The sequence below is a fragment of the Wohlfahrtiimonas chitiniclastica DSM 18708 genome, assembly GCF_000375345.1.
In the GTDB taxonomy this organism is placed as follows: Bacteria; Pseudomonadota; Gammaproteobacteria; order Cardiobacteriales; family Wohlfahrtiimonadaceae; genus Wohlfahrtiimonas; species Wohlfahrtiimonas chitiniclastica.
This window is the reverse complement of record NZ_AQXD01000001.1, coordinates 773,595-796,288: the sequence shown is the minus strand read 5'-3', so window position 1 is coordinate 796,288 and position 22,694 is coordinate 773,595. Positions and strand designations below refer to the sequence as shown.

At 44.6% G+C, this 22,694-nt stretch carries 22 protein-coding genes; 19 read left to right on the top strand and 3 right to left on the bottom strand.

Annotated features, from left to right (window positions below; translation table 11 throughout):
- Positions 1 to 3: 3 nt before the first annotated feature.
- From uppS to brnQ, 15 genes are all read left to right on the top strand, one after another.
- Positions 4 to 723, top strand: coding sequence for an undecaprenyl pyrophosphate synthase (gene uppS / locus B143_RS0103725; RefSeq protein ID WP_211205507.1), 720 nt, complete (start codon positions 4 to 6; stop codon positions 721 to 723).
- Between the two features lie 10 nt (positions 724 to 733).
- Positions 734 to 1,573, top strand: coding sequence for a phosphatidate cytidylyltransferase (locus B143_RS0103720; RefSeq protein ID WP_008314414.1), 840 nt, complete (start codon positions 734 to 736; stop codon positions 1,571 to 1,573).
- Positions 1,570 to 2,745, top strand: coding sequence for a 1-deoxy-D-xylulose-5-phosphate reductoisomerase (dxr, locus tag B143_RS0103715; RefSeq protein ID WP_018122259.1), 1,176 nt, complete (start codon positions 1,570 to 1,572; stop codon positions 2,743 to 2,745). Before B143_RS0103720 ends, dxr begins: the two co-directional genes overlap by 4 nt.
- A gap of 3 nt (positions 2,746 to 2,748) precedes the next feature.
- Positions 2,749 to 4,098, top strand: coding sequence for an RIP metalloprotease RseP (gene rseP, locus B143_RS0103710; RefSeq protein ID WP_018122258.1), 1,350 nt, complete (start codon positions 2,749 to 2,751; stop codon positions 4,096 to 4,098).
- A gap of 143 nt (positions 4,099 to 4,241) precedes the next feature.
- On the top strand, positions 4,242 to 6,578 hold the full coding sequence (gene bamA / locus B143_RS0103705; RefSeq protein WP_246534765.1) for an outer membrane protein assembly factor BamA: 2,337 nt from the start codon (positions 4,242 to 4,244) through the stop codon (positions 6,576 to 6,578).
- Positions 6,578 to 7,087, top strand: a complete 510-nt coding sequence (locus tag B143_RS0103700) for an OmpH/Skp family outer membrane protein (protein ID WP_246781893.1) — start codon at positions 6,578 to 6,580, stop codon at positions 7,085 to 7,087. Before bamA ends, B143_RS0103700 begins: the two co-directional genes overlap by 1 nt.
- A 1-nt stretch (position 7,088) precedes the next feature.
- On the top strand, positions 7,089 to 8,123 hold the full coding sequence (lpxD, locus tag B143_RS0103695; protein ID WP_018122255.1) for a UDP-3-O-(3-hydroxymyristoyl)glucosamine N-acyltransferase: 1,035 nt from the start codon (positions 7,089 to 7,091) through the stop codon (positions 8,121 to 8,123).
- 29 nt (positions 8,124 to 8,152) lie between these two features.
- Positions 8,153 to 8,593, top strand: a complete 441-nt coding sequence (fabZ, locus tag B143_RS0103690) for a 3-hydroxyacyl-ACP dehydratase FabZ (RefSeq protein ID WP_018122254.1) — start codon at positions 8,153 to 8,155, stop codon at positions 8,591 to 8,593.
- A 23-nt stretch (positions 8,594 to 8,616) separates the two neighbouring features.
- Entirely contained in the window at positions 8,617 to 9,405 is a 789-nt protein-coding gene (gene lpxA / locus B143_RS0103685; RefSeq protein ID WP_018122253.1) for an acyl-ACP--UDP-N-acetylglucosamine O-acyltransferase, read from the top strand.
- Positions 9,406 to 9,425: 20 nt separating this feature from the next.
- The gene (gene lpxB, locus B143_RS0103680) at positions 9,426 to 10,589 is read left to right on the top strand and encodes a lipid-A-disaccharide synthase (protein ID WP_248647497.1); all 1,164 of its coding nucleotides are present in this window, start codon (positions 9,426 to 9,428) and stop codon (positions 10,587 to 10,589) included.
- Complete coding sequence (gene rnhB / locus B143_RS0103675; protein ID WP_018122251.1) at positions 10,589 to 11,236, top strand: ribonuclease HII; 648 nt, start codon at positions 10,589 to 10,591, stop codon at positions 11,234 to 11,236. Before lpxB ends, rnhB begins: the two co-directional genes overlap by 1 nt.
- A 28-nt stretch (positions 11,237 to 11,264) precedes the next feature.
- Positions 11,265 to 11,720 carry an outer membrane lipid asymmetry maintenance protein MlaD gene (gene mlaD / locus B143_RS0103670; RefSeq protein ID WP_008314429.1) on the top strand — a complete coding sequence of 152 codons (456 nt, stop codon included), beginning with the start codon at positions 11,265 to 11,267 and terminating at the stop codon, positions 11,718 to 11,720.
- 8 nt (positions 11,721 to 11,728) lie between these two features.
- Positions 11,729 to 12,472, top strand: coding sequence for a DNA repair protein RecO (gene recO, locus B143_RS0103665; RefSeq protein ID WP_248647501.1), 744 nt, complete (start codon positions 11,729 to 11,731; stop codon positions 12,470 to 12,472).
- Entirely contained in the window at positions 12,469 to 13,485 is a 1,017-nt protein-coding gene (locus B143_RS0103660; RefSeq protein ID WP_018122249.1) for a quinone-dependent dihydroorotate dehydrogenase, read from the top strand. Before recO ends, B143_RS0103660 begins: the two co-directional genes overlap by 4 nt.
- Before the next feature lie 155 nt (positions 13,486 to 13,640).
- The gene (gene brnQ / locus B143_RS0103655; RefSeq protein ID WP_018122248.1) at positions 13,641 to 15,083 is read left to right on the top strand and encodes a branched-chain amino acid transport system II carrier protein; all 1,443 of its coding nucleotides are present in this window, start codon (positions 13,641 to 13,643) and stop codon (positions 15,081 to 15,083) included.
- A gap of 61 nt (positions 15,084 to 15,144) precedes the next feature.
- On the opposite strand, the gene B143_RS0103650 is transcribed toward brnQ, so the two are convergent.
- Together B143_RS0103650 and dapB are read right to left on the bottom strand one after the other, a co-directional pair.
- Complete coding sequence (locus B143_RS0103650) at positions 15,145 to 16,677, bottom strand: B12-binding domain-containing radical SAM protein (protein ID WP_018122247.1); 1,533 nt, start codon at positions 16,675 to 16,677, stop codon at positions 15,145 to 15,147.
- A 1-nt stretch (position 16,678) separates the two neighbouring features.
- Positions 16,679 to 17,479: a 4-hydroxy-tetrahydrodipicolinate reductase gene (gene dapB, locus B143_RS0103645; RefSeq protein WP_018122246.1), complete on the bottom strand. Its 801-nt coding sequence runs from the start codon at positions 17,477 to 17,479 to the stop codon at positions 16,679 to 16,681.
- Between the two features lie 204 nt (positions 17,480 to 17,683).
- Between dapB and B143_RS0103640 the strand changes: the two genes are divergently transcribed.
- The 4 genes from B143_RS0103640 (at position 17,684) to purU (ending at position 20,503) form a co-directional block, all read left to right on the top strand.
- Positions 17,684 to 18,373 (top strand): energy transducer TonB, encoded by a 690-nt coding sequence (locus tag B143_RS0103640; RefSeq protein ID WP_018122245.1) that lies wholly within the window; start codon positions 17,684 to 17,686, stop codon positions 18,371 to 18,373.
- Between the two features lie 22 nt (positions 18,374 to 18,395).
- Positions 18,396 to 19,079, top strand: coding sequence for a MotA/TolQ/ExbB proton channel family protein (locus tag B143_RS0103635; protein WP_018122244.1), 684 nt, complete (start codon positions 18,396 to 18,398; stop codon positions 19,077 to 19,079).
- On the top strand, positions 19,079 to 19,504 hold the full coding sequence (locus B143_RS0103630; RefSeq protein ID WP_018122243.1) for an ExbD/TolR family protein: 426 nt from the start codon (positions 19,079 to 19,081) through the stop codon (positions 19,502 to 19,504). Before B143_RS0103635 ends, B143_RS0103630 begins: the two co-directional genes overlap by 1 nt.
- Positions 19,505 to 19,654: 150 nt before the next feature.
- Complete coding sequence (gene purU, locus B143_RS0103625; protein ID WP_008314445.1) at positions 19,655 to 20,503, top strand: formyltetrahydrofolate deformylase; 849 nt, start codon at positions 19,655 to 19,657, stop codon at positions 20,501 to 20,503.
- 54 nt (positions 20,504 to 20,557) lie between these two features.
- Here the strand turns inward: purU and B143_RS0103620 are convergent, their stop codons facing one another.
- A complete protein-coding gene (locus tag B143_RS0103620; protein WP_018122242.1) occupies positions 20,558 to 22,654 on the bottom strand; it encodes a BCCT family transporter in 2,097 nt (698 codons plus the stop codon).
- Between the last annotated feature and the right edge of the window lie 40 nt (positions 22,655 to 22,694).

Here is a 22,694-nt window from a genome sequence, read left to right as displayed (position 1 = left end):
CACATGGCAGCATCAGAATCGAATGCTTGTCGTCACGTTGCCATCATTATGGATGGCAACGGTCGCTGGGCTAAAAAACGTTTTTTGCCTCGCACCATGGGGCACAATGCTGGCGTTAAGTCAGTGAAACGGGTTGTGAAGGCTGCCATTGAGCATCACGTTGAAGCCCTAACGCTGTATGCGTTTTCAACGGAAAATTGGTCAAGGCCAGATGAAGAGGTGAGCTTTTTAGTGAAGCTCTTCATCAAAACCCTTGATCGAGAATTACAGTCATTGAATGAAGCAGGGGTGGCCATTCATTTCATTGGGGACACCCATAAATTCCCGCTGTTGTTGCAACAAAAATTGCATCAAGCGGTGGAATTGACGCGCAACAATCAACAATTAGATTTGATCATCGCACTCAATTATGGCTCACGCGCAGAGATTGTCTCTGCCTGTAAAGCGATCGCCCAAGATGTGCAAAATAAGTTCATCAGTTTAGATGAAGTCGATGAAGTGATGGTCAGTCAGCGCTTAGCCTTACATGATTTTCCGCCGGTGGATTTATTGATTCGCACAAGCGGTGAGCAGCGTTTGAGTAACTTTTTGTTGTGGCAGCTTGCGTATGCCGAATTTTATTTCACAGAGTGTCTGTGGCCTGATTTCAATGAGAATGAGTTTAACAAAGCACTGATGTCGTTTGCCGAGCGCGAACGTCGTTTTGGTGCAGTAACGAAATGAGAATAATGATATGAAAGAACGCGTTGTTACAGGAATCATCATGGCGCTGGTGGCGTTATTTGCCATTCGCTTTTTACCCTCTTGGTTGTTTCAATTGGCGTTGCTTGTCGTTGTGATCATTGGTGTCATTGAGTGGGCACGCATGCTGCATGAAGATGTGCGTTTGCCATATTTGCTCATCAATACACTGTTATTGGTCATTGCGTACATTTTTTTAGTGACGCATTCTCACGATTTATTATTAACCGTCAATGCATTTGCCACTTATGTGTGGCTAGCTGTGCCGGTGGTGTTGTATTTACAAGTCAAATATCCGCGTGATTGGATTGTGTCCACACGTTTGACGGCTTTTTGTTCCTCTTTAATGTTGATGGGCTTTTTTGTCTCCATTGGCATGCTGCATCAATTGCCGGGCGGTTATGGCTTTGGTTTAGTGTTGTATGTGATTGCGTTGGTGGCATTGGCCGACAGTGGCGCTTACTTTGTGGGGCGCAAAATGGGTGTCAATAAATTGGCGCCAAGCATTAGCCCTGGCAAAACGATTGAAGGCGCGCTAGGCGGCTTAATTTTTTCGACGTTGTTTGCCATTTTAGTGGCGCTTTCATTGCCAGAGAGCTTTTCGGTTGGCCAAAAATTTGGATTTATTTTAATTTCCATGATTGCATCGATGTTGTCTGTTTCTGGTGATTTATATGAGAGCTTAATTAAGCGCCATGCCGGTTATAAAGACAGCGGCAATCTCTTTCCGGGACATGGTGGGGTGCTCGATCGCATCGATGGCTTAATTGCCGGTGCCACCTTCTTTGCGTTCGGTTTTTATCTTTTTAATATGAATGTCAGCACATTATGAAACGCGTTTCCATCTTAGGAGCAACAGGCTCCATCGGCACATCGACATTAACTGTCATCCGCAATAATCCAGCGTTGTATCAAGTGCATTCTGTCGTGGCCGATCGCAGCGTGGCGAAAATGTTTGCCATTTGCCAAGAGTTTTCACCGCAATATGTGGTGATGGCCAATGAAACTGCCGCCGCGGAACTTGAAGCTTTATTTAAACAGCATCAAATGAACATCACGGTATGGCGCGGCGAAGCTGCCATCAATGATTTGGTGATGATGCCAGAGATTGATGTGGTGGTTGCAGCGATTGTGGGGGCTAAAGGCTTTTTGTCTTCATTATCCGCCGTTAAAGCCGGTAAAACCATTTTGCTTGCGAATAAAGAGAGCTTGGTGATGGGCGGCGCGCTTTTTATGGAGGCTGTGAAAACCCATGGCGCAATGCTACTGCCCATTGACAGCGAGCACAATGCACTCTTTCAGTGCTTGCCAAAAAATACACAAGGGCAGAGCACATTATCAGGTGTTGCTCAATTGGTATTAACGGCATCAGGTGGCCCTTTTCGCACGTTCACTTTAGAGCAAATGGCATCGATCCGTAAGGAAGATGCGCTTAAACATCCACGCTGGGACATGGGCGCGAAAGTCACGATTGATTCATCGACATTGATGAACAAAGGGCTTGAGTTCATTGAAGCGCACTTTTTATTTGATATGGATCCGGATCATATTGATGTGGTGATCCACCCGCAAAGCATCATTCATTCATTGGTGGCGTATCAAGATGGCTCATTGCTTGCGCAATTAGGTGAACCGGATATGACGATTCCGATTGCCCATGCGCTTGGTTATCCGGATCGCATTTTATCGGGTAAAAAGCCCGTTGATATGACGCAAATGATGGATCTAACGTTTGAAAAACCTGATTTAGAGCGCTTTGCATGCCTTCGCATTGCCAAAGAGTGCTTGCGTAAAGGCAATACTTATTTAGTGGCGATGAACGCCATCAATGAATTATTAGTGGAAGCTTTTTTAGCGGATAAAATCAGCTATTTGGACATTCCAAGAAAGTTGGAAGCTTTTTTAGATCAATTGACCGATGGGCCGCTGACCTCGTTTGATGCAATCATTGAGTATGATCGCATCATTCGTGAGCGCACCAAACTTGCCTTAAAGGATGTGTAAGCGATGTTTGAATGGTTAGAAACCTTTTTCCGCTCTGTGGGCGGATTCATTATTTTGATGGGACTTTTGGTCACCATCCATGAATTTGGTCACTTTTATGTGGCGCGTAAATTGGGTTTTGCCGTCTCAAAGTTCAGCATTGGCTTTGGGAAAAACATTTGGTCCCGCAAAGGAAAAGATGGCATTGAATATGCTGTTGGACTCATTCCACTCGGTGGTTATGTGGCGTTTGTGGATGATGAAGGGCACACAGAATCCTTCAGTGAAGGGATGAAGTTTAAAGACGCTCCGATTTGGAAGCGTGCGTGTGTCGTTGCTGCTGGCCCTTTGGCCAATATTGTGCTGGCAATTGCATTGCTTTGGGGCTTATTCATGTATGGCGTGCCGGCTTATAAGCCCTATGTCGAAGTGACGGCAGAACAACCCTTTGCGAGCGCAGGATTACAAAATGGCGATCTCATTCGCACCATTGATGGCGAAAATGTCGAAAGTTTTACGGACATGATGCAAAAGCTCATCGAATATTTAGACGATGGCAAGGCAGAAATCGTGTATGAGCGCAATGGTAAAGAGCGTTATGCCACGTTAGACATTGGCGAGTCTTTAAAATTAGATGCCAAGACAGATTTGTACAAAGAGCTGGGTGTGAATCTTTATTTGCCTGCATTAAAACCGATTATCTCTGAGGTGGTTGCAGGGAGTGCCGCAGAAATCGCAGGTTTAATGAAGGGCGATGACATCATTGAAATTGCGGGCCATCAAACGCCAGAATGGCACGATGTATTGACGGTGGCCGCTGATTTAAAAGATGGGCAAGCGGTAGAGGTCATCATTGATCGCGGCGGAAAAATAGAGCGTAAAACATTAATGCCGCAGGCAGATGCAGACGGTCGCGTACGTTTAGGTGTGATGATTGATGCGTCCATTTATAAAGATTTAGTGACCAAAGATCGCCTAGGGCCAATCGATGCATTGAGCGCTGCGGTGCATAAAACTGTGAGCGATGGTTTGATGGTGTTTAAATTCCTTGGGCGCATGATTACAGGGGATTTTCACATCAATACAATGGCAGGGCCTGTGAGCATTGCAAACATTGCAGGACAAGCGCTTGCTTCAGGTTTGGTTTACTTTGTGCAGCTTGCTGCGCTCTTTAGCATTAACATTGGTTTATTGAACTTATTGCCCATTCCTGTCTTAGATGGTGGGCGCTTAGTGGGGCTTGGGATTGAAAAAATCATGGGCAAACATCAATTCCCTGATAGTATTAAGGTCAAAGTTTTGCAATTAGGTGCGCTCGTCATGTTTATTTTTATGGCGGTGGTCATCAGTTATGATGTGGCTAAGTGGTTTTAGCTGTCTATTAAATGAGTGGTAATTACGCCTCAAATTCTGTATATTGTCGCCTAGTTTACCTTCAGATTTTATAGTGTTAGAGAATAATAATGGTCCTCAAGAATTGTCAAAAATCGATACTCGCAACGGCTTTGTTATTAGCAATGCCTCTCGTTTATGCACAAAACTATTCTGTGCGAGATGTTCGCGTTGAAGGTCTGCAAAGACTCAATGCTGGTACAGTCTTTTCACAATTAGGTGGTGATACAGCGACACTTAAAAAAGGTAACATCCAAGAGACAATTGGTCGCTTATATGCCACAGAACTCTTTGATGATGTGCGTGTTTACCAACAAAATGGCGTGTTGGTCATCAATGTGGTGGAGCGCCCAGTCATTGACCGTGTGAATGTCACAGGCAATAAAGATGTGGGCTCTAAGCAATTTAAAGAGATGCTTAAAATGGCAGGTTTATCCGAAGGGAAAACCTACAGCGCCTCTAAAATGGCATCCATTAAAAACGATTTACTCAAAGCCTATGAAGAACGTGGCAAATACACCACAAAAATTGATGTCAATGTCATTGAGTTGCCACGTAATCGTGTGAATGTTGAATTGGCGGTCTCTGAAGGTAAAACCGCTGAATTGGCAGACATCTCTTTTACGGGCAATGAAAATTACGGCGATGGTAAACTCAAAAAGCAAATGAAGACCAAAGAGTCTGGCTTTATGACGCTGTTGACCAAATCAGATCGTTACAGCCCACGCATCGTGGGTGAAGATGTGGAATCGATTGAGAAATTCTACCAAGAGCGCGGCTTTATGAAAGCGGAGGTGAATTCCTCTTTAGCCTCTGTGGCACCAGATCAAGAGCGCTTATTTGTGGACATTGATGTGCATGAAGGCAATCGTTATCGCATTACAGATTTTGAAGTGGTGGGCAACACCCATGTGCCATTAGAAGAATTAACCGCATTGGTGGACATCGATAAAGGCAAATATTACAAAAAATCAAAAGTGGATGCGGCTGTGAAAGCCATTCAAGATCGCCTTGGGGATGATGGTTATGCGCTTGCACGCGTCAATGCCATTCCGGACATCGATGAAGAGAATAAAACCGTTAAAATGATTTTCTCTGTGGATAATGGTGAGAAAATTTATGTGCGCCGCGTGAACATCGAAGGGAACGAACGGACACAAGACAATGTTTTCCGTCGTGAAATTCGTCAGATGGAAGGCGGACAATTCATGTCCAGTGACGTTGAGCGCTCAAAAGTGCGTTTACAGCGTTTGCCTTATGTGGAAGATGTCGATGTCGTCACGCGCCAAGTGGATTCTGATCTTGTGGATTTAACCTATAAGGTTAAAGAGCGCAGCGCAGGGAGCATCACATTTGGTTTGAGCTATGGCATGGAATCTAAATTTGGTTTCAACATTAGTTTTGATCAGCCAAACTTCATGGGGACAGGTAATCAGTTGTATGTGTCTGCGGAAACGGATGATGAAACACAATCTTTTAACATCTCTTACACCAATCCATACTTTACGGACAGTGGTGTGAGTGCGGGTGTCTCTGCGCATTATACAAAACAGAAGAATAAAAACGATTACACCGCTGACTATTTGATGGATGGTTATGGTTTAAGCTTTAACTTTGGTTATCCATTGACTGAGTTTACATCCGTGGGTGCAAGTGTGGGTTATGACCGTTTGAACATCAAAACCACTCGTGAAACGCCGATGGAAATCGTTAAAGATTTAACCGGCACTGAGTGTAAAGAGTACGGCAATACAGGGTATTGTGAAGGTTACAATGGTGGCAACTGGAATCGTGTGACGAAGAAGAAAAACTTGATTCGTTTCAGCACCGGGATTTCTCGTGATACGCGTGATCGCACCGTATTTGCCACAGAAGGCTCACTCAACTCATTGACGTTATCGGGTACATTGCCGGGTTCAACGGATGAATTCTACAAAGTGGCCTTTAAACACAGCAGCTTCTATCCATTGTTTGATGGGGATGATGTGGTGTTGAACTTGCGTGGTGACATTGCCAAAGGTTATGGCTACGGCAAAACTTCCGGCTTACCATTTTATGAGCGTTACTACTCAGGTGGTTTAAGAACGGTTCGTGGTTATCGTTCAGGTACATTAGGTCCGCGTTATGTGAATGATCAAGCCGCTGGCGGTGATTTACAAATGAATGCAACGGCTGAACTCATTATGCGCGTGCCAGGCTTTGCAGAGAGCAACAACTTAAGATGGTCTGTGTTCTTTGATGCCGGTCAAGTGTATGGTTTAGGCGATAACTTGCGCGAAAACGTGCACAACAATGACAAATACAAAAGCTTTAAAACATCAAGCTTACGTTATTCTGCCGGTGTGAGCGTGGCATGGTTCTCTCCAATTGGTCCATTGGTGTTCTCCTATGCGAACCCGATCAAATCAGAATCTTATGACCGCACGCAGAAATTCCAGTTCTCCATTGGTATTCCGTTCTAATGAAACGTTGGATGCTTCAAGCCATTTTGCTGATCTCATGCAATTTGGCTTTCAATGCTGCCACAGCGCAATCACTGAAAGTGGGCGTTGTGGACATGCCACGCTTAGTGGAAGAGTATTCGCAAATTAAAGGCGTACAAAAAAGCCTGCAAGATGAATTTGCCCAAAAAGATGAGATGCTCAGAAATTTAAGCCTTGAGATGAAAAGCTCGCAAGATTCCATTGTGACGTCTGCCTTAGATGATTCAGAGCGCAAAGAGAATGAACGCAGCTTGCTCAATTTAGAGCGCGAATATGCCCGTTTAGCTTCAGAGTTTCGTCAAGATTATAATCTGCGCCGCAATGAAGAGCTCTACAAAATGCATAAAGAGATCACCGACACCATTTTAGAATATGCTGAGGATAATCAGTATGATCTCATTATGGAATCCGGCATGATCTTTTCCGCCGATCGCTTACAAGTGACCGACTCCATCTTAAATAAATTAAGAGAAAAACTAGAGAAATAACATGTTATTGTCAGAAATTTATGATTATGTGGCGCACCACATCAATGATTTGGAATTGAAAGGTGATCAAAATTGTCAGATCACGCGTTTAGCGACGATCCAGAATGCCAAAGCAGGTGAGATCGCGTTTATCAATAACGTGAAATATCGTCAGTTTTTAGAAACAACAGAAGCATCTGTGGTGATTTTAGCGCCTGATTTAGCAGAGCATTATCAAGGTAATGCCTTGGTCACTAAAAATCCTTATTTAGCGTGGGCGTATGTTTCTCATCTATTTGATACGCGTCAAACCCATTTAGTGCGCACCATTCATCCTTCAGCCGTGATTGATGAAACGGCAACCATTGGCGAAAATGTCTACATTGGCGCAAATGTGGTGATTGAAGCGGGCGTACAAATCGGTGATGATTCTGTGATTAAAGCCGGCAGCGTCATTGAAGAGAATGTGGTGCTGGGCAAAGGCTGCTTTTTATATCCGAATGTCACCATTTGTTATGGTTGTATTTTAGGCGATCGCGTGACGCTCCATTCAGGCGTTGTGATTGGGGCAGAAGGTTTTGGCTTTGCGCCAGGAGCGACAGGTTATGTAAAAATTGCTCAAGTGGGTCGCGTCATTTTATCGGATGATGTGGACATTGGGGCAAATAGCTGTATTGACCGCGGTGCGATTGAAGATACAGTGATTGGCAAAGGCACAAAAATCGATAACCATGTGCAATTAGGGCACAATGGCATCGTCGGTGAACACACCGTAATTTCAGGATTTACGGGCATCGCGGGTTCTGCGACGATTGGTAATCGCGTCGTCATTGGCGGCGGTGTCGGTATCAACGGGCACATCAAGTTGCATGACGGCGTCATGGTGACGGGGGATACAATGGTTACTCATTCGTTGATTGAGCCTGGCGTGTATTCATCCGGAATGCCTGTGACAGATAATCGTAGCTGGCGCAAAAATGTGGTTCAGCTACAAAACATTGATAAACTCTATCGCCGTGTGAAGGCTTTAGAGAAGAAAATAGACTTTGAAGAATAAGGAAAGGTGAAACAGTGTCTGATTCTAAAATGATTGACATCAACGAAATTATGAAGTTTTTACCCCATCGCTATCCATTTTTGATGATCGATCGCGTTTTGGATTATGTAGAAGGCGAAACATTGTTAGCACGCAAAAATGTGACCTACAATGAACCCTACTTCACAGGCCACTTTCCTGTGAAACCGATTATGCCGGGTGTATTGATTTTAGAAGCCATTGCACAAGCCACAGGCATTTTAGCATATAAAACAGCGGGTCAAGATGCGACGCCAAACTCCATTTACTACTTTGTAGGGATTGATAAAGCGCGCTTTAGAAAGCCTGTTGAACCCGGTGATACCATGGAAATCGAAGTGAAATTCTTAAAAGCGCGTCGTGGTATTTGGTCGTTTTCTGGCGTTGCGCGCGTTGATGGCACTGTGGTGTGTGAAGCAGAAGTCATGTGTATGCGTCAGGAGGCATTTTAACTCTGTTTAAGGAGGAATGAATCATGCCAGAAAATTTAATCCATTCAACCGCCGTCATTCATGAAACCGCAGTCATTGCGGAGGATGTGAGCATCGGCCCATTTTGCATCGTGGGTGAAAATAGCCGCATTGGTCGTGGGACAAAACTCATTTCCCACGTAGTCATTGGTGCAAATACCATCATCGGGGAAGATAACACGTTTTATCAATTCTCTTCCATCGGTGAAGTGCCACAGGATAAAAAGTTCAAAGCGGACGATTTTACTGAGTTGCACATTGGTGATCGCAATACGTTTCGTGAATATGTTTCAATCAATCGTGGCACGGTGCAAGATGCGAGCCTTACTAAAATTGGGGACGACAACTGGATCATGGCAACGTGTCACATTGCCCATGATTGCATCGTCGGTTCGCGCACCATTTTTGCCAATGGTGCATCTTTAGCCGGACATGTCACCATTGAAGATGATGTGATTTTAGGCGGCTATTCTATGGTGTATCAGCGCTGCCGCGTTGGGACAGGTGCCATTACAGGTTTCTCATCGGGGATTCATCGCGATGTGCCACCATTCATTACGGCAGCCGGTTACCGTGCTGAGCCTGCGGGCATCAACTCAGAAGGGCTGCGTCGTCACAACTATTCAAGTGATGCCATTTTAGCCACGAAACGTGCGTATAAAATTTTGTATCGTCAAAACTTGATGCTTCAAGATGCCATCGATGAGATTAAAGTGCTGGCCAAAGAGTTCCCACATTTGCAACAAATGGTGGACTTTTTAGAAGTGCCCACTCAACGTGGTATTGTGCGTTAAATTAAAAAGAAGGTTAACCTGTGAAAGAAATATCATCCTCGCCCACTTTTATGATTGTTGCCGGTGAATTATCGGGTGATATTTTAGGTGCAGGTTTAATCCGAGCATTGAAAGTGGAGTTTCCGCACGCTGAATTTTTTGGCGTCGGGGGTCCACTGATGATTGCTGAAGGCTTAGAGAGTCTAGCACCGATCGAAACATTATCGGTGATGGGGCTCTTTGAAGTCTTGGTGCATTTGCCTAAATTGCTGCGTTTAAAGGCGCAATTGGTCAAAGCCGCCGAAGATCGCATGCCGATTGCCTTTATTGGCATCGATGCCCCAGATTTTAATTTAAAAGTGGCAGCCTCTGTCAAACAGATTGGCATCACCACTTTTCATTACGTCTCCCCATCAATTTGGGTGTGGCGTGAAAAACGTGTTTTTACCATCAAAAAGTCGGTGGATAAAGTTTTGTGCCTCTTTCCATTTGAAGTGGCACTGTATCAAAAGCATAAAATGGATGCAGCGTGCGTTGGTCATCGCTTGGCCGATGAAATCCCGTTGCAGCCCGATGTGGCTTATGCCCGTCAAACCCTAAATTTACCTGAGCATGGCAAAGTGCTGGCATTGTTGCCGGGCAGCCGCGTCAGTGAAGTGTCTCGCTTGTTAGACATCTTCATGCAAACGGCCATCTTATTGATGGATGCACATCCTGAGTTAAAAGTATTGATTCCAGCGGCAACCGATCACCTTCATGAGGTGATTGAAAGCGCGGTGGCTAAGCTCAGCCAGGAAGCCCAAGCCCATATGGTGGTCTTAAAAGGTGATTCACGTTTAGCGATGCAAGCTTCGGATGTTGTGTTACTTGCCTCAGGCACTGCAACCCTTGAGGCATTGCTCCTTAAAAAACCGATGGTGGTGGCATATAAATTCTCATCGGTCACCGCATACATTGCCAAAAAAGTGGTGCGCACGCCATATTTCTCGTTACCAAATATTTTATCGGGTCAGCCATTGGTGCCAGAAGTTTTCCAAGCAGATGTCACGCCAGAGCGCTTAAAGCCCTTGGTGGAAGAGGCATTTGAGAAAGCCGATGCCCATGTGCTTGATGCAGAATTTTTAAAAGTGCATGAGTCGCTGCGTTTAAATGCAGATAAAGCGGCGGCTAAAGCCATCATTGATAAATTGGTCAATTCCATCTGATGAATACGCAACTCTCTTTATTTACTGAAACACCTGAGCATGATGACAACGTTTTTTTAATTGCAGGTGTCGATGAAGCCGGGCGCGGCCCTTTATGTGGCGATGTTTTTGCCGCGGCTGTGATTTTAGATGCAGATCATGGCATTGAAGGCTTAACGGATTCAAAAAAAATCTCTGAGAAAAAGCGCTACATCATCGCACAAGAGATCAAAGAAAAAGCAAAAGCTTGGTGCATAGCGTCGGCTTCAGTTGAGGAGATTGACACACTTAATATTCTACAAGCCACACTGCTAGCCATGCGCCGCGCGGTGGCAGGTTTGGATGTGACGCCAGATTTGGTACGCGTGGATGGCAATCAAAATCCAAAATTTCCAAATCACCTTGCTTGTGAAACGGTGATCAAAGGAGATTTACTGCATCAAGAGATCAGTGCGGCGAGTATTTTAGCGAAAACAGCGCGCGATTTGTCCATGATTGCGTTAGATCAAGATCATCCTGAATATGGATTTAAACAACACAAAGGTTATGGAACGGCGGCTCATTTAGCGGCACTGGCTGCCCATGGCGTTTTGCCAACCCATCGCAGAAGTTTTGCGCCCATACAAAAAGCGCTGGCATGCATAAAAGATAAAAACATAGTAGAATGAAGCCAATTTTATTAAGAGTGAGAGCAGTATGAATACACGAGCAGTGAATTTTTCAGTCGGCTTATTTATGATTCTTGGGGTGGTGGCATTGATTTGGCTCGCCTTGAGTGCCAGTACAACCGATGGCCGCTTTGGTAAGCAAATCTCTGTGTCAGCAAGTTTTGACAATGTGGGCTCATTGAAAGTGAAAGCACCTGTGATGATTGGCGGTGTGCGCGTGGGTCGTGTGTCAAACATTGCGTTAGATCCGGATGATTTTCGTGCCGTTGTCACTATGAAATTAGATGATCAATTTGAGATCCCAAATGACACCTCCGCAATGATCTATACAGCAGGTTTAGTGGGTGAACAATACATTGCGTTAGATCCCGGCGGCTCACCGATTCCATTAGAAAATGACAGCCAAATTAAAATGACACAATCGGCCATTGTCATTGAGCGCTTAATCGGCCAGTTCCTCACCTCTATGGGGAATAAAGATTAATCGTGGTGATGCAAACGCTTGGCGTTGTCCTTAAAAAAAGTGCTTATCAAGAAGATCGGGTTTTGCTCGATCTTTTTACTGAGCAGCATGGAAAAATTAAAGTACTCGCAAGGCGTAGCCGCAAAGCCCGTTACAGTGATCAAATTTTTGAGCTCGGCCATTGGCAATTGAAAGCAGGTAAAGTCTTCTATTTTGCAGAGGATTATGACAGTGTGCAGCATGCCTTCATTAAGGGGCTCAATGTGTGGTCCGGTTACTATTTAAATGAGCTGTTGATGCGTTTAATGAGCGCGCACCATGCCGATTCATCGCTATTTACCCATTATTGGCGGGCGCTGGCAGCATTAGAACATGCTGATGCAGACTTGCAAGAGTGGATGCTGCGCACCTTTGAGAAAGCACTCTTAGAAACTTTGGGATCGATGCCTGATTTAACCGCAGACAGCGAGGGCGATGAGATTCAAGCCAATCTCAATTATTATGTGGGGATTGAAGCAGGGCTCAGTAAACATCCCTTTAAAATGCCAACGCCAGTGATGCCAGGGCACCATATTTTAACCCTACAGATGATCGAAGAGACGCATCAATATGAACGCCTTGATCGCCCATTATTGCAACACTATAAGCGCATGATGCGCTTTTTATTGCAGTCACTGCTTGGCAAAGAGCCTTTGCAATCTCGACTGTGGCTACAATCCTTACATGCCAAACAACAATCAATCCCATTATCAGACACAAGGAGCTCCCTATGATGGATTTTGCGCGCCGCTTTTTATTAACATTACCGGCTGAAACGGCGCATAACATCGCCATTGCCACATTACCGTTATTACCGATTGCCACAGAAATGACGCATGATCCAGTCAATATCATGGGTTTAACCTTTCCCAATCGTTTAGGTTTAGCGGCAGGTTTAGATAAAAATGGGGCGGCATTGTCTGCATGGGCAAAAATGGGCTTTGGCTTTGTGGAAATTGGTACGGTGACGCCGCGCCCGCAGCCGGGCAATCCAAAGCCACGCATGTTCCGCATTCCGGAAAAACAAGCCATCATCAATCGCATGGGCTTTAATAATAAAGGGATTGACCATTTATTACAGAATTTGGCGGAGTATCGCTTAAATCATGGCGCCAATGGTCCATTGATTGGCGTGAACATTGGTAAAAATGCAGTGACGCCCATTGAGCGCGCCACCGATGATTATATGATTTGCTTGCAAAAAGCGTATACATTGGCCGATTACATCACCATTAATATTTCATCGCCAAACACTAAGAATTTACGTGCCCTTCAGGGGAAAGATCATTTGATGCAACTGCTCTCAACCCTCAAAGCAGAGCAGGGCAGATTGTTCAATGAAACGAAAAAATACACCCCGCTTGTGGTGAAGTTAGCGCCTGATATGAGTGAGGCAGAGTTGCTTGAATCCATAGAAGTGATCAAAGCGGTGGCATTAGATGGTGTGATTGCCACAAACACAACGTTAAGCCGTGAGGCTGTTACCGGTTGCATCAATGCCAATGAAGCGGGCGGATTAAGTGGTGGACCGTTGACAGAAAAAGCCACAGAAGTTGTGAAGGTGCTCACAACGCATTTACCAGAATCCATTCCTGTGATTGCCGCCGGTGGCATCATGACAGGAGAAGATGCTTTAGATAAGATCAAAGCGGGCGCAAAATTGGTGCAAATCTATTCTGGCTTCATTTATGGCGGCACGGGATTGGTGGCGGATATTCAACAAAAATTGAGTGATTATCAGTCATAATTTGACTTTATGGCACCCGCCACTTGAGTACTCTAAATTTTCATGCTATCTATTTAAGTAACCCAAAAGGTTTCCCATTGCGTTTACTGTGCGTAAACAGTGTCTTTACCCAAGACAATCTTACAAAATATATTGATGAAAATTTAGAGAGTATTATGACGGTTCGAAAAATCACAGCCATTGGGTTTATGTTGTTCGCCATCTTTTTTGGCGCTGGTAACTTGATCTTCCCACCAAATGCAGGTTGGCTCAGTGGTGGCAACTTTTTTCCTGCAATTATCGGTTTTGTCATTACAGGCGTGGGTTTACCGCTGCTTGGCATCATCGCTGGTTCCTTTTCTGAAGAAGGTTTCATCACAGAAACAAAACGCATTGGCGTGATTTTCTCTGTGGTCTTTATGGTGGCCATTTATCTGACCATTGGACCATTCTTTGCCATCCCAAGAACAGCCACAGTCTCTTATGAAATGGCATTGGTGCCTTTCATTCGTAATGAAGGCGGACTGTTACATGGTCTGTTTTTAAGCATTGCTGAAGGCTTAAAATCGATGTTCTATGCAGCAGATGCATCTGTATTGGCGACGGATTTAGTGGGCAAAGTGGGCCTGTTTTTCTACTCTGTTTTCTTCTTCATTGTGGTGTTTTGGTTGAGCTTTAACCCAACGAAAATTGTGGATCGCGTGGGTCAGATCTTAACGCCAGCGTTATTGATCACCATGCTTGTATTGATCGTATTGGCGATTTTCCAACTCAATACACCGATTGAAGCCATTGATCCTTCATATCAAGCAGCGCCTTTTGCCAAAGGCTTTGTTGAAGGTTATCAAACAATGGATACCATCGCAGCGGTGGCATTTTCCATCATCGTATTAAAAGCGGTGCGTGCATATGGGATCACCAATCAAAAAGATTTGTTTAAATACTCCTCATATGCCGCAGTGATTGCAGGGATTGCCTTAGGTTTAATCTACATCGCTTTAGGCTGGGTGGGTAACCATTTCCCGATTGATGAAGCGCAATTTGCGTTACAACAACAAGATCGTGGGACATACATCTTAACGCAAGTCTCCCGCATGACTTTAGGTTTACCAGGTCAATTCTTATTGGGCATCATCGTCGGTTTGGCATGTTTGACCACAGCGATTGGTTTAATTGTGTCCATCAGCAGCTATTTCCATAGCTTAATGCCAAGATTGTCTTATAAGCAATATGCGATCATCTTCACATTGATCAGTTTTGGCTTAGCAAACCAAGGGCTCAGCAGCATCATTAAAGGGGCGATTCCTGTTTTATTGATCGTTTATCCTTTGACCATCACATTGATCGTGTTGATCTTTATTGATAAATTATTGGTGCCATTAGATAAAGTTGAATTGCGCATCACAACGTATGTGGTGTTGTTCATCAGCGTTTCTTCTGTCTTCTTCCCAACGGCAGGCTTTGTGCAAATGTTGCCATTACATGACATCTCTATGGGATGGGTTGTGCCAGGTGTGGTTGCATTTTTAGTGGCCATCCACATCAATAACAATATTTTGTTAAAGCGCGCAGTGCGCAATCAAAATAAAGAGCATAAAATTGCTCAAATTGTTGAATAACTGACATTGAGTCTCGATGTTAAAAAGCTCAGAGAGATCTGAGCTTTTTTTATGAGGAAAATTAAAGGTGTTGTTGCTGGCGTTTAGGCGCTGCAGTTTTTTGTTGATATTTGCTGAGTCGCTCAGTAAAATCAGCCGGCTTTTCACCCAAATATTTTGGCCAACCTTGTAAGCCAATGCGCATAAAATCTTCGCCCATGGCAGTTTGTACTGTGGCGATGGGTACTTTTTTGATCTCAACTAAGTAGTTAAAGACTGCACTCAAGAGTTTATCTAAAGGAATGCTGTGGGTGCGTTTGAAACATTTGACCAAGTATTCAGAGAGTTGCCATAAAGTTTCAAAGGCAGATTCATCAAACAATAACGGCAATGTATGATTAAAGCGCCCTGAGTTGGCAATCAGATCCCAAAATTTTGCGGCATTTTTCATCTGATTCATGGTGGTAAAGTCCATGTCCTTATTGGCAAAGACACTGTAAGGGGCTTCAGGACTGTAACGATAATCAAATGAATCAGTATGGCGCGTAATGGGTGTACCTTTTAAGCGCTTTAAAATGCCCAGCTGAATCTCTTGGGGCTCCCATGACCAAAGTTCATTAAAGCCTTTGGCAAACTGCTCTAAATCCTCCGCTGGTAAACCTGCGATCAAATCCACATGTAAATGCACGGAGGTATGTTTAGAGAGCCACGAGATGTTCTCTTTGGCTTTGGCTAAATTTGTGCGTCGTGAAATGAGCTGCTGTGTTTCCGTATTGAGGGTTTGAATGCCAATCTCAAACTGTAAACTCCCTTCAGGGAATTTTAAAATGAGGGCTTTGATCTCTTCGGGCAAAAAGTCTGGCACCAATTCAAAGTGTAAAAAGAGCGCATCTTCAGGATTTTTCGCCAATTTATCCAAAAAGAAATTTAAAATCCGTACGGTAAATTCACGTTTGAGATTAAAGGTGCGATCAATGAATTTAAATTGACGTAAACCCCGTTGATATAAGCGATCCATCGCCGCGAGAAAATCTTCAAGCGGGAAAGTCCACGCTGTTTTATCAAGGCTCGATAAACAGAACTCGCACTTAAATGGGCAACCGCGTGAGGCTTCCACATAAATGGTGCGGTGGGCAATGTCAAAGTCCGTATAGTAATCGTAAGGGAGCTTAATCTCTTCGAGTTTCGGCTGTTTGCCTTTGATGACTTTATCACTTGGTGCTTGATCATTGAGAATGTCACGGCACAATTCATACGCACTGATGTCGCCCCAACCGGTGATGAGATAATCAGCCGTGGTAAAAATCGCCGTCTCTTCATATTCATGGGACACTTCAGGTCCGCCAATGACAATGATGAGCTCAGGCATTAAAGCTTTGAGCTCGCGCACCAATTTGGTGGTTTCATTGATGTTCCAGATATAGACGCCCAAAAGAATGATTTTAGGTGCTTTGTCATACACAGTGGCTAAAATCTCTTCGGTGTCTTGCTGAATGGTGAATTCACAAATCTCAGCGCGTGCTCGTAAATCATCGTCTAAATTTGCCAATAAATAACGGGTGGCCAAAGAAGCATGAGAGAAACGCGCATTGAGTGTACTGATTAAAATATCCATATTAAAGGGCTAAGGTATCCTGCATTGAGTAAAGGCCATGGGGCTTTTGATGCAACCAGCGAGCGGCATACACGGCACCATCAGCAAAAAGGGAGCGATCTTTGGCTTTATGGGTGATCTCAATTTGTTCTTTAAGTGTGGCGAAAATTACTGTGTGATCACCCACCACAGAACCACCGCGCAATGTGGCAAAGCCGATTTCACCCGCGCCGCGCTCACGATTCATATCATGGCGATCATACACCGCGACTTTATCAAAATCTTCATTCATGGCATGGGCAACCACTTTACCCATTTGTAGTGCTGTGCCGCTTGGTGCATCTTTTTTAAAGCGATGATGCATTTCCAGCACTTCGATGTCGGCTTGTTTACCCAAAACTTTCGCCGCTTGTTCAAGGAGTGCATAAACTAAATTGACGCCAAGGCTCATATTCGGCGCTTGTAAAATGGCGGTCTCTTTGGCATAGATTGCCAATTGTGCCAAATCCTCAGTGCTTAAACCTGTGGTGCCAATCACCACCGGAATGTGGGCGTTGGCAATCGGTTGAATGTTGATCATGGTGGCTTCAGGTAGCGTGAAATCAATGTATACATCCACGTCTTTTGTGGTGCTTGCCACATCATCCGTGATGCGCACATTTAAGGGTTCGCTGTGTAGCAATGATCCTGCATCTTGTCCAATGTTTGGGCTGCCATGATGAGTGATGGCAGCGCCTAAAGTTAAATCTTCTGCCGCTGTCACCAATTGTAAGATGTTCAACCCCATGCGTCCTTCAACGCCAATAATGCCAATTCTAATCATATTTTTATCCTATTAACAAAACGATTTCATTATAGCCATAAAGGCGATAAAAGTAATGGCAGACGAGCAAATTGCGATGATAAATTGCTCTCATCATTCATAAAAACAATCAGTCAGATTAAAAAAAGTGATGAAATGATTTGACAAACGATTCTTAAATGATAATAATTCTCATACGTTAATCAACATTTTTTGATAATGGTTATGAATAAGAGAGCTTTTCAAACAACAGCAATCATGAATCTCCTTTTGATCGTCGGGGTCGGTGCACTGCATACAGCTGCACTTGCCACAATGTTATCGCCCAAAAGTCTCGCGGTGCAAGCAAGTGTTGCGGGCACGGTTGATCTTCAAATGGTGACATTAGGTGATCACATTGAGAGCATTGCTGAAGTTGAAGAGGTGATCGAAGAAACATTACAACATCCGCATGATGAAGAGATGGTTCAGATGGTGGCGGTAAACACAGCAGTAAAAGCCGCGGATGTTGTAATGCCCATTGAGGCGCCGGTGGTGAAGGCAAAGCCTAAACCCACACCTAAGCCTAAGGCGGTTGAGCGTGTTGTGAAAGCACCGAGCAAACCGGCTAAAGCACAAGCAGCGCGAACACAAGGCGGACGCCCATTGGTGGCAGCGAGTCGCATTGAGTTTTTGAAAAATCCGCAGCCAAAGCGCCCACGCGCAGCGCACCGTAAGGGATTGCGTGGCAATAGTGTTGTCATCATTGAGCTCAATGCACAAGGCGCACCGACAAAAGTGGTGCTTGAGCGATCATCTGGGCACAAGATGCTCGATGAGGCTGCACTCAATGCCGCAAATGGGGTGAAAATTCGCCCGTATCGAGAAAATGGTCAAGCGATCGCCATCCGACATCGTATAGACTATGCATTTTAATTCAGTCGCATAAAGGAATCGTATGGAAGTCGGACAGTTAGGATTTGCCCATTTCATCGGGCAAGCAGATGTGCTCAGCAAAAGCCTTTTGGGCATTTTAATTGTGATGTCTTTGATCTCTTGGAGCATCATTGTCATCAAAGCGTTCAATGGCATGATTCGTCGTCATAAAGTTTCTGCATTTTTTAAGCAGTTTAACACAGCAAAGGACATTCATGATTTATCCCGCACCGCGAAACATTTAGCGGGTTTAGATTATGCACAATTGACACAAAAGGGCATTGAAGCGGTGGATTTTTATCATGACAATGAAGGCGCTGTATTGGCAGAATCCACAACATTGACGGATTTTATCACTATTACACTGCGCGCGGAGCTAGATGACATTCAAATGCAAAAGGAAAATGGGTTATCTGTATTGGCAACGATTGCAGCAACTGCGCCTTTTGTGGGATTGTTTGGAACGGTGTGGGGGATTTATCATGCCCTCATTACCATCGGCGCAACCGGTGCCGGCACCATTGATAAAGTGGCAGGACCAGTGGGGGAAGCACTGATCATGACAGGCATCGGTTTAGCCGTCGCCATTCCGGCAGTGATGGCATATAACTGGCTGACGCGTCGCAATCGTGTGGCATTAGGACGATTGGACACATTTGCTTTTAAACTCATCAAATTATTGAGCGGACACGCGAAGGAGGCATGATGGCCATTGGTCGAATCAGAAGTGAGCACACCTCAGAAAATGCTGAAATCAACATGGTGCCCCTCATTGATGTGATGCTTGTATTATTGGTGATTTTCATCATCACAGCGCCGATGGTGACGCAATCTGTGGATCTCTCTTTGCCAAAGGCCGCGAGCATTGAAGCGCCAGTGCCGCCGCAAAAGCCAGAAACCATTGAGATTACCAAAACGGGTGACATTTTACTCAATCAAACGCCAGTGACATTAGAGAATTTACATGCATCACTTGAAGCCATTAAGGCTAAAGATGCCACCATTGAGCCGATCATTGCTTTAAACATTGATGAAAGTGTGCCGTATGACACTGTGGCAAAAACATTGATTGAAATTAAACGGGCGAATCTTTCAAAAATTGGTTTCATCACCACCGTTGAAGATCGCTGATCCCTTTAATTTCAATCCCAAGCTCCCTGCACTTTGAAGATTCCTCGGAATCTTCTTTTTTTTGCTGTTCAATTGCGGTAAATCTGATATTGTTTTAGGCGGCGAAAAGCCAAAGAGATGTGGAATTTTAATTATAAAGGAAAAGAGTCAATGAACGCATATCGTTTAACTATGTCATGCCCGGATGGAGTCGGGATTGTTGCTGGAATCAGTGGATTTATTGCAGAACACGGTGGGTGGATTGCCGAGGCAAATCATCACTCAGATTTTGGCAGCGGCTACTTTTTTATGCGTCATGTGATTCAAGCAGATTCATTGTCATGCAGCTTAGATGAGTTTAAAGAGCGTTTTGCACCGATTGCAGAGAAATTTTCGATGAAATGGAAAATCTCTGAAACAGCCGTGAAAAAGCGTGTGGTATTGATGGCGAGTAAAGATTCACATTGCTTGGTGGATCTTTTATCGCGCTGGCAAACGGGTGAGTTAGATTGTGACATCGTTGCGGTGATCTCTAACCACGATGATCTACGCAGTTTAGTGGAATGGTACAACGTGCCTTATCACCATGTGCCTGTGAACCCCTTGAATAAAAGTGAAAGTTTTACGAAAGTGGAGAATTTGATGGATGAGCTCAGAGCCGACACGATTGTGCTCGCGCGCTATATGCAGATCATTCCGCCAGATTTATGTGAGCGTTATCAACATAAAATCATCAACATTCATCACAGCTTTTTGCCCTCGTTTGTGGGTGCGCGCCCGTATCATCAGGCAGCGCAACGTGGCGTGAAGTTAATTGGGGCAACGTGCCATTATGTGACGCAGGATTTAGATGCCGGTCCCATCATTGATCAAGATGTGACGCGCATCACCCATGCGGACAATGTGCAAGACATGATTCGCCTTGGGCGCGATATTGAGAAGATTGTGTTAGCGCGCGGTTTGCGTTATCACATTGAAGATCGTGTCTTGGTGCATGGCAATCATACGGTTGTTTTTTAACAGCGCTTGAATCAAAAAAACCTCGGCATGCCGAGGTTTTTTAATGAGTAAGGATTAAGCCTGAGGTGGCGTTTCCTCTTTTTCAGGTTTTGCCTCTTTATTGTCAGGCACATAATTGTGTTCTAACTGAAAGTTATGAATGAATTGTAGATGGTTGGTGTACTGATCGACAATGTCATTGCTCAAACTCTCTTTGCTGTAACCCATGATGTCATAGCCTTGCGCGCCATTATCTAAATGGACTTCTGCACGGAAGTACTTTTGATAATCTGGATCAACATCAGAAGCCTCAATGGAGGAAAAGTTCGGTTTTAAATAGTGACGTGCTTTGATGCGATACATAAAGTTGTCATTTTTACCGTGTTCCACTTCAAAGAGAATGTCATCATCGCCTTTACGCGTGATGGTGGTTTTGATGCCTTGTTTAGAGAGCTCAGCGGCAATCTCTTCAAAGGCTGGCTCCACCGTTTCATTGATGAAACGAATCACATGATCACGGCGCGGATAGAGCACAAGCCCACGCAAACGTTTTTGCCAACCGCCTGACACAAAGCTTGATTGGAAATTGTTGATGGAGTTGGTGCGAATCTCGCGTTTACCATAATCGATGCGCAGCGCTTTAAAGAGCCCATAAAGTGAGAAGAGCAGAATCAAACTGAAGGGGAAAGCGGAGGCAATCGTTGCCGTTTGTAGTGCTTCTAAGCCATTGGCACTCATTAAAATGATGGCGATGATGCCTGTGATCGATCCCCAATACACACGTTGCCAAAGGGGCGTTTGTGTTTTGTTTGAGGAGAGCATGTCCATCACAATGGCACCTGAGTCGGCACTGGTGATGAAGAAGATGAACACCATCACGATACTAAGGCCAGATAAGAGCGATGCCCACGGGAAGGATTCTAAGAAGACAAAAAGCGCCAATGATTTATCCGTATTGATGGCATCGACAATTTCGATCATGCCATCGTTTCGAATCATGTCGATGGCTGAGTTACCAAAGACCGTCATCCAAAGGAGGGTAAAGCCCGCGGGCACCAATAAAACGCCGAGTAAAAATGAGCGAATGGTGCGACCGCGTGAAATGCGTGCAATGAACATGCCCACAAATGGTGACCATGATAACCACCAACCCCAATAGAGGATCGTCCAGCCACCGATCCAATCTTTCGGATCTTTTGGCTCATACGCATAAAGGTTAAAGGTCTTATTGACTAAGTCAGATAAATAGCTACCCGTATTTTGGATGTATGCTTGGAACAGATCCACCGTGCGGCCACCTAAAAAGAGCACAAGGAGCATTAAAGCAAGCGCCATATAAAGGTTCGTTTCAGAGAGGATTTTGATCCCTTTATCTAAACCTAAGCTCACAGATAATGTTGCGCCCGCTGTTGCTACCACGATGATTAAGATTTTAATGCCGCCGATGGACAATAAACTATCAGGATTGTTCCCATATTCAGAGAGTTTGTAATTGAGTAAATAATCCAATCCTGCATAAATTTGTTCCACACCAAAGCCTAAGGATGTTGCCACACCAAACGCTGTACCAAGGACGGCAAAGATGTCGATTGCATCGCCAATGCGGCCATAAATGCGTTCACCAATGAGCGGATAAAGGGCAGAGCGAAGGGCAAGGGGGAGTTTATGACGGAAACAGAAATACGCCAAAATCAAGCCCACAATGGCATAAATGGCCCAAGCGTGTAAGCCCCAATGGAAGAAGGTTAAGCGTAAAGCTTCGGTGGCAGCGGCGACGGTTTCAGGATCGCCCACAGGCGGTGCAATGTAATGCATGACAGGTTCTGCCACGCCAAAGAACATTAAACCGATGCCCATGCCGGTTGAAAAGAGCATGGCAAACCAACTAAAGTTGGTGTAATTCGGGCGTGCATGATCCGGCCCTAAGCGGATGTCGCCATAGCGACTTAAAATGATGAAAATGGCAGCGCCTAAAATGATGGCCACTGACAAAATGTAATACCATTTGAGGTTATCGACAATCCATGTTTGAATGGAGTTAAAGAGCTGCTCAGTGTTGGGCACTAAGATTGTGACTGCGAGCAAGAGTAAAATGAGAAGATTCGCGCCTACAAAAACGGGGATGTTTAAGCTTTTGAAAAACTTATGTTGAGTCCATGAAGGTTCTGGCATAAATGATCCTTGTTTGTTTAGGTTGAAAAAGAGATACGTG